Here is a 12,300-nt window from a genome sequence, read left to right on the forward strand (position 1 = left end):
GCAAAAGTACATACTCCTGCGCGAAGCTCGTCGCAAAAGTACATGCTCCTGCGCAAAGCTCATCGCAAAAGTACATGCTCCTGCGCAAAGCTCGCCGCAAAAGTACATACTCCTGCGCGAAGCTCGTCGCAAAAGTACATGCTCCTGCGAGAAGCTCGTCGCAAAAGCACATGCTCCTGCGCGAAGCTCGTCGCAAAAGTACATGCTCCTGCGCGAAGCTCGTCGCAAAAAATCTTTTGTCGCAACGACTGCATGATCTACATCCTGTAGGCCTTTAGCGCAATTCAAAATCGGGACGCAATTACACTGGAGCGTATTTGATTTTTGCTTTTCTTCTTTCTTTTCGTTAAATCAGCTATACTGAAGATAAACTTCACTTTAGGGGGTGTTATTATGGCAGCAAGTGTTTATAGCCTACTCGTTTTCGGCATTCTTATCTTAAATATTTTCCTTGCTATTGCATTAATATTTTTGGAGCGACGAGACGCTTCATCTACATGGGCTTGGATTATGATTCTGTTTTTTATTCCTATCGTAGGATTCGGTATTTATTTATTATTTGGAAGAAAGTTACGTAAAAAGCATTTGTTTCGATGGGAAGGAAAAAACAAAATCGGGATTGATAAGCTGATCGAATTCCAAATGGAAGCCATAGAAGATGATTCTTTCGATTTCCGCCTAGATGATGCTAGCCTCTATAAAGAGCTTATTATTATGCATTTGCACAATAACCACGCAGTTTTAACACAAGACAACGATGTTGAAATCTTCACAGATGGTCGTAAAAAATTCGATGCTCTTTTACATGACTTAGAAAATGCAAAAGATCATATTCATATTCAATATTATATTTTTCGTTTAGACAACCTTGGGCAGAGGATTTATCAAGTACTTTTAGCAAAAGCAAAACAAGGGGTAAAAGTTCGAATATTATACGACGATACGGGATCCCGTTCTTTAAGGAAAAGGCATTTTAAAGAATTAATTGATTTGGGTGGAAGAGTAGAAGCTTTCTTTCCAGCCATTTTACCTCTTATTAATCCGCGTATGAATTACCGTAATCACCGAAAAATTGTCGTAATTGACGGACGTATCGGCTATATCGGTGGATTTAATGTGGGAGATGAATATTTGGGATTAAACAAAAAGTTTGGATATTGGCGAGATACACATTTACGTATTGAAGGAAGTTCCGTCCATCCGCTCCAAACACGTTTTATACTCGATTGGAACCAGGCTTCTGCAGAACATGATATTGAGTACTCCGATATTTTTTTCCCGGCTATCCCCTTGAAAGGTTCTGTCGGTTTACAAATCGTTTCAAGCGGTCCAGACTCTGAATGGGAACAAATTAAAAATGGATACTTAAAGTTAATCATGATGGCTAAAAAGTATATCTATATACAAACTCCGTACTTTATCCCAGATGCTAGTTTTATGGATACATTACGTATTGCCTGTTTATCGGGAATTGATGTGCGCATTATGATTCCAAACAAACCAGACCATATTTTTGTTTATTGGGCAACTTACTCTTATGTTGGGGAACTTATAAAAGCTGGGGCGAAAATATATATTTACGAAAATGGATTTTTGCATACAAAAATGATTGTGATCGATGACGAAGCCTCTACTGTAGGAACCGCTAATATTGATGTACGTAGTTTCAAGTTGAATTTCGAAGTAAATGCATTTATTTATGATCGAGAAACTTCGCATAAATTAGCTGAAATTTTTGAAGAGGATATGAAAGTATCGACCGAGATGACGTGGGAGATTTACGAAGAACGAACTAGAATGATTAAATTTAAAGAATCACTGGCTCGACTACTATCCCCAATTCTATAAAAAAGAGGTTTCCATAAGTCGGAAACCTCTTTTCTTTTACAACTTGAAATATTCTTCTAACGTTGTTCCTGCTTCAAAAATCTTTGGAGCAAGCTCTTTACCAACATATCGGAAATGCCACGGTTCGTACATATAACCAGTGATTTTTTCTTTTCCAATTGGATAGCGCATTATAAAACCATATTTATGGGCATTGGCAGCCACCCATTTACCAGCTTCTGTCTCTCCGAAGCTTTCTCTAGCAAAATGTTGCTCAAAATGTAGTTCTCCTATATCGAAAGCGAGCCCTGTTTGATGTTCAGAATAACCTGGCCTTGCACTATAACGATCCGCTGCCTCTTGACCATCGTTACTTACATACTTTTCATATAAAGTAGTTTGATAATCAAACGAACGATACGTACTGAATGCGACTAACTCATATCCAGAGAGTGTAGCCTCTGCTGCCATTTCCGCGAATGCAGCTCTTGCTTCCTTGCTTTCACCGGGAGAATATGTAGATGGTAATGGATATTTTTTACTCGAAATCAATACACCTTCCACGTATGTCGGTTCTTCTGGTAATATTTCGTTACCCACATAACCTTTTGCTCCTGACATATCGACTTCAGGCTCTACTAAAGGTGGTGTTTCCACAACTGTTTCTTCTACAGGTTTTTCTTCCACTTCTTCTACGGGAACAGACTCTTCTGCTTTATTAGAAAGACCTAAAGCAGACATACTTTTATCTATATCCCAATCATTCCACCAAATCCATCCGACAACTGCTACTATTAAAACTCCTAAAATGGATCCTGAAACAATATAAGGCCATTTTCTTTTTTTCTTCTTTTGTAAAAGACTATATCTTGATTGCATAACTTGGTCTTCCTTCTTTCCACTAACGATACTTCTAGTTTACCATTTTTTTATGAATAATTCGCTAGACTATCTTCATAATTTAAAAACGAAAAACTACCCTTAAAAAGGATAGTTTTCGCACTTCAGGAATAGTGCGACATAAAAGCTCTATTAGGAGACCAATGATTTCCGCTGCAGGCGGACGCTTTCCGCGGGCATGGCTTCAATCAATCGGAATTTCTTGCTAAATTAGCGTATGCAGTTATCAGAGATATAAATTTATCCGGTCCACTACCCAATACTAATAAACCTAATTAGAAAATGCAGTCTCCAAATAAGTGGAGCATTTACTAGGATAAAGTTGGTTTCATTCATTAAATCATTTATTGACATAACGCCTCGTAATCATTGCTGTCTTGCTTATTTTGTTGCTGTCAATGACCGGTTTGTTGCTCTAAGCTATCTTTTAGATTCACACATTTAAATAACTACATAATATTTAGTTTTAGCGAGTCAGTACTAATTAAGTAAGCATTTCCTTTGATTGGAGTGGAAGGGCGGCGACTCCAGCGGGATGAGTGAGACAGATGAGACATCACAACGAACGCGATAGCGGCGGTGATGGCTCATCGCTCACCCCGCGGAAAGCGTCCGCCCTGCAACGGAAATCCTAGCGGAAACTACTTGTTGCGCACTATTCCTACAATGCGATTAATATAAAAAAAGTTGCATAACTTTGGTTGCATAGAGACTGTTATCCACATAACATTACTCTTATAATGCAATAAAAAAACGTCTACCTTTTTCAGGTAAACGCATTTATTAAAATAATATTAATCCTAACATGACGAAAAATAAGACAGTAAAGATGATTGCCATCGTTCGCATCCATTTCGCTTCACGTACATATCCTTTTTCTTTAAAACTTATTGCACGATAGCCATTACTAAGTGCAAAAATAACCGTCATAAATAGAACCGCCAAGTTCAAATTACCTTGGACAATAAACACTAATGCAGTAATTGCAAATCCAACAATTAAAACTCCAAAAATCCATTTGTTCTTCATTACATACACCTCACAAGAAAAAACGAAGCTATCGAAGCTTCGTTTTTCATACTGTTTCTTCTGCTTTCTCTGGATGATTCGAGTAGAATTTTCTTCCTAAGTATGTTTGGAATATTAATAATAACCCACCAACTGTCCAGTAAAGTGGCAATGCTGCCATTGAGCTGAACGAGATGAACATGATCATAATAGGCGAAATATAAATCATCATTTTCATTTGTTGCTTTTGTTGTTCAGGTACCGTCCACAGTGAAACTTTTGCTTGAATGAAATATACTGCTCCAGCAATAAGCGTCATTGCAATATCAGGTGAACCTAAGTTAAACCATAAAAATGGATGTGTCTTGATCTCTGTAGAATACAAGATCGCAAAATAAAGTCCCATGACAATAGGCATTTGAATAACCATTGGTAAACAGCCCATATTTAGTGGATTTACTCCGTGTTTACGGTACAGACCCATCATTTCTTGCTGTAAAGCCATTTGTTCTTCTTTAGATTTTGTTTCCTTTAATTTCTTTTGAATTTCATCCATTTCTGGTTTTAATTTATCCATTTTTTCTTTCATGCCTTGTTGGTGTTTATAGTTTCTAAGCATTAACGGCATAAGCGCAAAACGGATGATAACTGTAATAGCGATAATCGCTAGTCCATAGCTACCATTGAACATTTCACCGAAGAAATGTATTAAGAATTCAAAAGGTCGAACAAATATATTGTAAAAAGTACCTTCTTTGTTTTCTACTCCTGAACATCCACTTAGTACAACGGCTGCGAATACAAGAATAGAAAGTAAACTAATCTTCTTTTTCAATTCATTCACCTACAATTATTAAACTATACAGAGTATACATCACTATGAAGCTATTTATCAAATCTAAAGTGATTTTGGTTCATTCGGGAATACATATTTGAAATTTGGATGTTCGAGATGATTTCTAAATTGTTTTGGAGTTACTCCCGTATATTTTTTAAAAATACGCGTAAAGTAGCTTTGGTTACAAAAATGAAAAGTATCTGAAATATCCGAAATAGCTTTATTCGTGTGCCGTAAGAAAAACTGGCATTCTTCCACTTTACGGATGTTTAAATACTCTACTAGAGTTACTCCAGTATGTTCTCTGAATATACGGGACAAATGGCTTGTACTAATATTGAAATGTTTTGCAATATCCTCAACCGTTAAATTCGTCTCAATCCCATCGTTTATAAAAAGTATTACTTTATTAACTGTTTGATGACCAAAGGAAGGTTTTTTCCTTTCTGTAATTACCAAAACGAAAAATTCAACTAACTCATCTGCACATTGGAGAAACTGAGCATCATTCATTTGTGTTTCAATAATATCGACGCTTGCAATATTAAATGCCATTACTTTATCAGTAGGCACTTGGTTTTCGTAAAGTTTTCTCGCCATAATGGATGCTAATTGTATGTAGTAGTTTTTTACATTTAAAATCATCTGTTTTCCAGTTCTAGCGATGATTAAGTCAATCATTTTTCTTAATACTGCTTTTGCTTCCTCAATATCATATGAAAACATATGTAGAAATAGCTTTTTCTCTAATTCGAAAAATTGATCTAATCCTTCGATTCTATTTGTGACACCCATTTCTTTGTTATAAGACTTGGAGAAAAATTCTAAAAATATTTTATCTTTGCTATACATATAAACCTCAACTTTCTTTCTTCTAGTACTTTTGTAATCTTATATTTAGGATTACAGAATCACTTTATATCATTATACTGGAATTTTAAACTATTATCACTTAAATTAGGTGAAATTTTTCACAAAAAATTCCTGTGTATATATATTTAAATAATTATAGAGTTATATTGTATTATAGTTTATTTCGACATTTACCACTTTTTTTCAAATACTTTTTTACTACCCTTTTGTTGATTCCTATATTTCTTTACATTTCTAGTGTGAAACTGTTCTAAATGCTAAACTAAAGAATAGGTTCAATATAGAAAAGAGGAACTAAATTGCGCTTATTTGTTTATATCATCATCTTTTTTTCATTTTTTGATTTGTTTACACAGTTGCCCATTATGAGTCCTTATGCTAATAAACTTGGTGCGACGCCATTTATAACCGGCTTAGTTGTAGGTATGTATTCATTTGCAAATACAATTGGAAATGTCATTTCTGGTTTCTTGACTGATAAAAAAGGACCTTTTTATATTTTGCTTTTTGGTTTGTTTGCTACAAGTGGTGCCTTATTTTTGTATCAGTTTGTAACAGAACCATTAGGCTTATTATTCATACGATTTATCCACGGTTTGGTTGCAGGATTTATCGTTCCTGCTGCTTTTACTTTTTCGGCTAACCAAACAGCTAGTGATAACCGCGGGAAGGGTGTGGCACTATCTGGAGCATTTGTTGGATTAGCTGCTATAGTAGGACCAGCTATGAGTGGGATTATTGCTAGTAAAAAAAGCGAAGTGTTTGTACTTAGTATTACGGCTTCCATCATGCTTTTGTTAAGCGTTTTGTCCGTTATTCTTTTAAGATCCATTACAAATCATAAAAAAACAATGATTGCCAAATCTACTGCCACTATCTCAATTCGTAATTTCTTCCAGGAAGCTGGACTAGTAAAAGCTTTTGCAGGTGCATTTTTCTTAATGTTTTCGCAAGGTGTACTAGCTTATATGCTACCTTTAAAGATTTTGCATCTCGGATTTGATTCTAAAACTAGCGGATTGCTACTTAGTATTTTCGGGCTTGTCGCAATTCTTATTTTTATTTTGCCAACTAATCGAATTTTCGATCGAGTAAAACCTGTAAAAACGCTAGCTTTTGGAATGGCTCTTATGGGAATAAGTATGTTGCTTTTAGGACAAACAGAGATATTGTTTTTGATGTTTATTTGGATGGGTTTTTATGGGGTTGGCTTTGCGTTTTTATTCCCTTCCATTAATTCACTATTGATAGATTCTACAGATTCTTCATACCGGGGTAAAGCATATGGTTATTTCTATGCGTTTTTTTCTATTGGAGTTGTCGCTGGTTCGGGTCTGACAGGTTATTTAGAGTTAACAGCTAATGACGGCTTTTTTCTAACAGGTATCATATTACTGATAACTTCTGGGTTATCTATTTTAATTAACAAAAAATAAAGGCTAAGTTAAACAATAATGTTGATTCGTTGTTGGCGGCATTTTCCACTACAATCTAATAAATGAGTTAAAATCAACATTTTAATATAGCACAGCTAAATTAAAAAACATATACTTCCCAAAAATAAAAAGTGCCCTTAATAGGCACTTTATTTTGTTTCGTCTGTGTTTTTTGGGGTTTTGTCTTGTACTTCTTCGTTGTAGTACTGGACACTTGTCATTGCCCCTTCAGATACCATTTTGTTATCTGGGATATCTTGCGGATCTGGGTTACCCGTTGCTGTTAAATCGGAATTATTATGCTTTTGGGCATCCATATACGAATTTACTTTTGCTTTTGTATTATTAAAAGCTACTACCGCTTTATCTCTATTTTCTTTTTTTCTAAAATAGGCATATGCCCCTGCTGCAAGACCTGCTAATAGTAATGATTTATTTTTTGCCATTTAAATTACCTCCGATGTTTATCTTAATGTATTACCTGTATACCCTTATTTGAAACATATAAACTTATGTTCTTTCGCCTAGCAAGTATTGTTTGTATTTTTTATTCTACTTATCGGTAGAAGATTGTTCGTATTTTTGATATGATAACAAAAAGAATTTAGAGGTGATTTCAAATGATTAGGGCGACGACGTTAGAAGATATTTCAACTGTACAACAAATCGCAAAGATCAGTTGGAACGAAACATATAAGGATATTATTCCTGATAATATACAAACACTATTTTTAGACAAAGCTTATTCGAATACAATGCTTGCGAAAAGAATGGAAAAAACTATTTTTTTAATCGCCGAATATAATGGGCAACCTGTTGGATTTGCTAGCTTCACCTATGTAGATGAAGATGGCGATTCGGAACTCACTGCCATATACATATTGCCCGAGTATCAACACCTCGGTTACGGCAAAAAGCTACTCCTAGCTGGATTAGAAGAGATGCATACCGGCCGCCAATTATTCGTTTACGTAGAAAGTGAAAATAAAAAAGCTCGTGCGTTTTATGAATACTTTGGATTTGAGTGTTTAGAAGAATTCGACGAATATTTTGAGGGGCATCCATTATCCACAGCAAAATATATGTATCTATTGAAAACACCAGCTTACTAAGCTAGTGTTTTTTTAGTTATATTGTTTTGTAGTAATCGTCTTGCTCCTGCGCAAGCTCGTCGCAAAAAAATCAAATTCACTACTTACTTAGAAACATTTTTTTCCGTATTATTCCACTTTATTTAGTGTTTAGTATTCTTGTTCAGCAGATTGTACTGGTGATTTACGAACAAAGCACATAATAGCCGCGACATACAATAAAATTGAAGTTATTGAAATAATTCCAGCAAATAGCCCCGCCAATATGAACATAGCACCTGCAAGCTTTGGTTTTTTGTTTTTAGTAACAGAAATAATTCCAACGATATTCAACACAAGGCTAATCACAAGGACAATAATGAATCCCCACCCAAAAGCACTGAACATACCTGGTAATACCTCTAAAAATTGTGCAAGCATTTCTGCTTCCTCTCCTGTTAAAGCTGGGTCATTCAATATTTGTTGTTGTATTTCAGCGTTTACTGCCTCGTCATTAACCGCAGCACTTCCACTAATTACAAGAAAAGCTAATGCTATAATTGAAATAGCCGTAAATATTGCACTTATAACTCCTAAAACCATTTCTCCTGTTCGTTTCATGTGTAATCCCTCCATTTATAAATTCAACTATACTTACTCTACGAATATCGTTTATAAAAGTTTCGTCTTTTTTAGTTTTCCCTTCACCCTTTTAGCTAAACCTGTTTATAAAATTCTAAATTCGGGTAATTATATACTAACACTCATATTAGAAAGGATGATTAGATGGAGAAAAAATTGATTTTTAACCAGTCTGATTTCTTTTACACATTGGCAGGTGCTTCTGTATTAACAGGTATTTTAGTATTGTTTACACAGATTTAATACATGAACGATAAAAAGGCAAACCACTTATTAAAAGCGGCTTGCCTTTTTATTGGCATATGAATAAATTTCTACAAGTGATTCTTCGTCTAGACTTCAGCGCCTTGCTCCTGCGCACAGCTCGTCGCAGAAGAACGTTGCCCCTCGGGGTCAAATGTGAAAAAGTTGCTCCTGCGCAAGCTCGTCGCAAACAAAATCGCTTGTGGTGGCTAAGGAGCTGCCTCCTCGCTTTTTCACATTTGCCTGTCGGGGCAGACATAGGCGCTTCCGCATTTGTTCTTTACTTAAGCCTTTATATCATTATATTCATCTGATTTATTGAAGACCGCTACAACATATGAGCATACAGCTTCCATTTTTAAATTATTTTGGCGAGCATAGGAAGCGGCAGCATCCAGTAGTTTTTTTGCGATACCTTGACCTCTTAACTTATCAGAAACGTAAGTGTGATCCATTACCATAATGTCTCCCAGTAATGTCCAAGTTATTTCACCAAGTTTTTCACCCTCTTGCGTATACTCGTACGCAAAAACGTCATTGCCTAATTCTTTGTATTGAAAATCCATTGTCTACCACTCCTTTTCTGAATTTTAACACATTCATTTGTTAATTGACAACGGTCGCAACTTGGCTTCGATTTGTTCTCTTTGTGGTTCTAAGAAAGGTGGTAGTGCAAGTTTTTCTCCAAGTGATTCCATCGGTTCATCGGAATCGAACCCTGGTTCATCTGTTGCCAATTCATATAAGATTCCGTTTGGTTCTCTAAAGTATATCGATTTAAAATAATACCGATCGACTAACCCTGAAGTAGTAAACCCACGTGTGCGTAGTAATTCTTCCCATTTAGGGTAATCTTCCATTGTCGGAATTCGGAAAGCCACATGGTGCACACTTCCACGACCTGGTCGCTCAACAGGCAAATCTGTACGGGTTTCGATATGCACTTCTCCTGCTGGTCCTCCTTTTCCTGTAGTATATACAAGAATATCAGGCATATTTTCTATTTTAGATGGATACGATCCTGCTAATGTAAAACTAAGTATACTTTGAAGTACTTTTTCTGTTGCTGCTGGTTTTCTTACCGTTAAAGTTACTGGACCTAAACCTACAATGGCGTTTTCAGCAGAGATTTCATCTTTAACCCATGGTTTTCCATAAGGAATCCCCTGTCCGTCATCTACTACAAGCATCATTCTTGATCCTTCAAAATCCTCAAAGTAAAGTGTGTTTCTACCGTATCTTTCCACGATTTGATCGTGAGGCACCTCATATTCCTCTAATCTTGCTTTCCAAAATGTTAATGCATCATCGCTTTTCACACGAAATGCAGTATTGCTAATACTAGATACTCCAGGGTATGTTCTGCCTGCCATCGGAATGTCAAAGTACGTCATATCCGTTCCAGGTGTTCCTATTGCATCTGCATAAAACAAATGATATGAAGAGGTACTATCCTGATTGACGCTTTTTTTCACTAAACGCATTCCTAATATTCTTGTAAAAAAGTCATGATTTTTGTCTGCATCCCCAGTAATCGCTGATACATGGTGTATACCTGCTAATTTCATTTTTTATTTCCTCCTTATTTATCTTGAATTCGAGATATGTTAATTATATATTAACAAAGGTTTATTTTGCATGTAAATAATTAAGCATAATAGCTTTAAGTGTATCCTGTTTTCCATGAAGATAATATGTGCAATATAGAAATAATGCGTCGTAAGAAGTGTCCGCTAGGATTTCCGCTGCAGGGCGGACGCTATCCGCGGGGTGAGCGATAAGCCATCACCGCCGCTTACGCGTACGTTGTGATGTCTTATCTGTCTCACTCATCCCGCTGGAGTCGCCGCCCTTCCGTGAAAATCAGAGGAGCTTGCTGACTGATTAGTTTCTCGCTTGATAAACCAAAAGTTTGATTAGAATTGAAGAGGAAAATCCATTATTAGTAAATATCTAGTAAAATGATCCAGTAAATGGCTAAGAGCGACTAATTGGTCATTGAAAGCAATTGATCCTATAAGGAAAGCGACCAATTTATATACGGAAGCAATCCATTAATATTGTGAAATTAGACATTATTATTTGGAAATTAATAAAATAGCGAAGCTCATGTTCACTGATTAATAAGCAATTTTTTCATATAGTGATTGCTGCTACTTTCGGCTTCGTGCAGCGGTTAATATTTCTTATTGGTTTGTGTTTTAGCTAAACGCTAATTAGTTAGCATACTTCGTTGATTGAAGCGGAAGGCGGCGACTCCAGCGGGAACAGCACGAGCTGAAAGCCCCGCAGGAACGCAGTGACGAGGAGATTGAAGCCGTGCCCGCGGAAAGCGTCCGCCTGGAGCGAAAATCAACTGCCCTTGCGGTATTCCACTGTGACGCATTATCTCTAAACAGAGGCGGACCTTATGTGTTGAGAGAAAACTATACAATTACAGATACTTTATAATTTCCACAATTATAAAAAAACATCCTAATTATCTCGTATGGACAATTAGGATGTGCGTATTAGTTAAACATAGAACGAATAGATTCAATTAAATTATTAAAAAAGTCTTTAACACTTTGCCAAAAGCCTTCGTTATCTACAAGATTACCGACTTTTTCTTCAATTGTCTTACTTAAATCATCTAACTGATCTGACCATTTGCTAAAATCGATATCTAGCTGACGAATACGATCCATAATGTCAATTAATAACTGACGTTCTTTTTCAGAAAGTTCAATTTGCAATTTTGTGAGCTGCTCAGATACAATCTTTTCTACCTCTTCACGAGTAACTGGGTTTTGTTCAGCGATTTGCTTTTTAATTTCTGTTAACAATTCGCTTACTTTCGCTTCATCAATACCCGCTTCTTTTGAAAGTATGGTAGCAACAGATAACTCATCATTCGCTACATCTGTACGTTCAGTATCTAGCTTTCCACCTGTTACTTCATACGCCTTGTAAATACCGACTAATGCCGAATGACCAGTAACTGGTTTAGGAGCTGCAATTTCAACAACTGCATCTTGAATACCCGCTGTTAGCATTGCATTGGCATACATTTCAGACGTTACTTCTGTAATATTGTTCGGGGTAACGATATTAATAACTAGCCCTTTCCCTGCATCTTTTCTTGTAATCTTAGCAGAAGAAAACATTCTAGCAGACGCATCGCCGTCTTTTAAATAAGTAACCAGATCTTGCCCTGTTACTTCAATCTCTTGAACGTCAGAGCTATTTGTTATTTTCAAACTTTCTTTTACGCTATTCTTTTGATCTTCTGTTAGATTGCCACCGTAAACAACGATTGGTGCGCCAAACTTCTCATTTACTACTTCTTCAGTTGTCGACCCATCTGAGTCTGCTAGTGCAATAGACGGGGCAATAAACGCGCCTATTACTAGTATTATAGCCATTATGGTTTGCAAAAACTTTTTCATTTCATCAAACTCCTTTCCAGTTGGCTCTCCCATTA

12 protein-coding genes are annotated in these 12,300 nt (G+C 36.2%); 3 read left to right on the forward strand and 9 right to left on the reverse strand.

Annotated elements, in window-relative coordinates; all coding sequences use genetic code 11:
- The first annotated feature begins 393 nt into the window (after nucleotides 1–393).
- Nucleotides 394–1,848 (forward strand): cardiolipin synthase, encoded by a 1,455-nt coding sequence (gene cls, locus BMZ04_RS13985; RefSeq protein WP_093271941.1) that lies wholly within the window; start codon nucleotides 394–396, stop codon nucleotides 1,846–1,848.
- A 36-nt stretch (nucleotides 1,849–1,884) separates the two neighbouring features.
- On the opposite strand, the gene BMZ04_RS13990 is transcribed toward cls, so the two are convergent.
- From BMZ04_RS13990 to BMZ04_RS14005, 4 genes are all read right to left on the reverse strand, one after another.
- The gene (locus BMZ04_RS13990; RefSeq protein WP_093271945.1) at nucleotides 1,885–2,706 is read right to left on the reverse strand and encodes a M15 family metallopeptidase; all 822 of its coding nucleotides are present in this window, start codon (nucleotides 2,704–2,706) and stop codon (nucleotides 1,885–1,887) included.
- Between the two features lie 804 nt (nucleotides 2,707–3,510).
- Nucleotides 3,511–3,756, reverse strand: a complete 246-nt coding sequence (locus BMZ04_RS13995) for a hypothetical protein (protein ID WP_093271951.1) — start codon at nucleotides 3,754–3,756, stop codon at nucleotides 3,511–3,513.
- Nucleotides 3,757–3,802: 46 nt separating this feature from the next.
- Nucleotides 3,803–4,570: a membrane protein insertase YidC gene (gene yidC, locus BMZ04_RS14000; RefSeq protein WP_093271955.1), complete on the reverse strand. Its 768-nt coding sequence runs from the start codon at nucleotides 4,568–4,570 to the stop codon at nucleotides 3,803–3,805.
- Between the two features lie 63 nt (nucleotides 4,571–4,633).
- Entirely contained in the window at nucleotides 4,634–5,425 is a 792-nt protein-coding gene (locus tag BMZ04_RS14005) for an AraC family transcriptional regulator (RefSeq protein ID WP_093271958.1), read from the reverse strand.
- Nucleotides 5,426–5,745: 320 nt separating this feature from the next.
- Between BMZ04_RS14005 and BMZ04_RS14010 the strand changes: the two genes are divergently transcribed.
- Nucleotides 5,746–6,882 carry an MFS transporter gene (locus BMZ04_RS14010; RefSeq protein ID WP_093271963.1) on the forward strand — a complete coding sequence of 379 codons (1,137 nt, stop codon included), beginning with the start codon at nucleotides 5,746–5,748 and terminating at the stop codon, nucleotides 6,880–6,882.
- A gap of 149 nt (nucleotides 6,883–7,031) precedes the next feature.
- Here the strand turns inward: BMZ04_RS14010 and BMZ04_RS14015 are convergent, their stop codons facing one another.
- On the reverse strand, nucleotides 7,032–7,328 hold the full coding sequence (locus tag BMZ04_RS14015) for a hypothetical protein (protein WP_093271967.1): 297 nt from the start codon (nucleotides 7,326–7,328) through the stop codon (nucleotides 7,032–7,034).
- Between the two features lie 174 nt (nucleotides 7,329–7,502).
- Here BMZ04_RS14015 and BMZ04_RS14020 point away from each other — a divergent pair, with 174 nt between their 5' ends.
- The gene (locus tag BMZ04_RS14020; RefSeq protein WP_093271972.1) at nucleotides 7,503–7,994 is read left to right on the forward strand and encodes a GNAT family N-acetyltransferase; all 492 of its coding nucleotides are present in this window, start codon (nucleotides 7,503–7,505) and stop codon (nucleotides 7,992–7,994) included.
- A gap of 129 nt (nucleotides 7,995–8,123) precedes the next feature.
- Here BMZ04_RS14020 and BMZ04_RS14025 read toward each other — a convergent pair whose 3' ends face one another.
- From BMZ04_RS14025 to BMZ04_RS14040, 4 genes are all read right to left on the reverse strand, one after another.
- Entirely contained in the window at nucleotides 8,124–8,573 is a 450-nt protein-coding gene (locus BMZ04_RS14025) for a DUF4064 domain-containing protein (RefSeq protein ID WP_177184449.1), read from the reverse strand.
- 548 nt (nucleotides 8,574–9,121) lie between these two features.
- Nucleotides 9,122–9,403 (reverse strand): GNAT family N-acetyltransferase, encoded by a 282-nt coding sequence (locus BMZ04_RS14030; protein WP_093271979.1) that lies wholly within the window; start codon nucleotides 9,401–9,403, stop codon nucleotides 9,122–9,124.
- Nucleotides 9,404–9,436: 33 nt separating this feature from the next.
- Nucleotides 9,437–10,405, reverse strand: coding sequence for a ring-cleaving dioxygenase (locus BMZ04_RS14035; RefSeq protein WP_093271983.1), 969 nt, complete (start codon nucleotides 10,403–10,405; stop codon nucleotides 9,437–9,439).
- Between the two features lie 942 nt (nucleotides 10,406–11,347).
- Nucleotides 11,348–12,265 (reverse strand): DUF1002 domain-containing protein, encoded by a 918-nt coding sequence (locus BMZ04_RS14040; protein ID WP_093271986.1) that lies wholly within the window; start codon nucleotides 12,263–12,265, stop codon nucleotides 11,348–11,350.
- Between the last annotated feature and the right edge of the window lie 35 nt (nucleotides 12,266–12,300).

This window comes from Psychrobacillus sp. OK032 (assembly GCF_900111345.1).
Lineage (GTDB): Bacteria > Bacillota > Bacilli > Bacillales_A > Planococcaceae > Psychrobacillus.

What these genes read in the sequence shown, in the direction of transcription:
- cls (WP_093271941.1), top strand. Translation starts at nt 394, where the DNA reads ATGGCAGCAAGTGTTTATAGCCTACTCGTTTTCGGCATTCTTATCTTA.
- BMZ04_RS13990 (WP_093271945.1), bottom strand. Translation starts at nt 2,706, where the DNA reads ATGCAATCAAGATATAGTCTTTTACAAAAGAAGAAAAAAAGAAAATGG.
- BMZ04_RS13995 (WP_093271951.1), bottom strand. Translation starts at nt 3,756, where the DNA reads ATGAAGAACAAATGGATTTTTGGAGTTTTAATTGTTGGATTTGCAATT.
- BMZ04_RS14005 (WP_093271958.1), bottom strand. Translation starts at nt 5,425, where the DNA reads ATGTATAGCAAAGATAAAATATTTTTAGAATTTTTCTCCAAGTCTTAT.
- BMZ04_RS14015 (WP_093271967.1), bottom strand. Translation starts at nt 7,328, where the DNA reads ATGGCAAAAAATAAATCATTACTATTAGCAGGTCTTGCAGCAGGGGCA.
- BMZ04_RS14020 (WP_093271972.1), top strand. Translation starts at nt 7,503, where the DNA reads ATGATTAGGGCGACGACGTTAGAAGATATTTCAACTGTACAACAAATC.
- BMZ04_RS14025 (WP_177184449.1), bottom strand. Translation starts at nt 8,573, where the DNA reads ATGAAACGAACAGGAGAAATGGTTTTAGGAGTTATAAGTGCAATATTT.
- BMZ04_RS14030 (WP_093271979.1), bottom strand. Translation starts at nt 9,403, where the DNA reads ATGGATTTTCAATACAAAGAATTAGGCAATGACGTTTTTGCGTACGAG.
- BMZ04_RS14035 (WP_093271983.1), bottom strand. Translation starts at nt 10,405, where the DNA reads ATGAAATTAGCAGGTATACACCATGTATCAGCGATTACTGGGGATGCA.
- BMZ04_RS14040 (WP_093271986.1), bottom strand. Translation starts at nt 12,265, where the DNA reads ATGAAAAAGTTTTTGCAAACCATAATGGCTATAATACTAGTAATAGGC.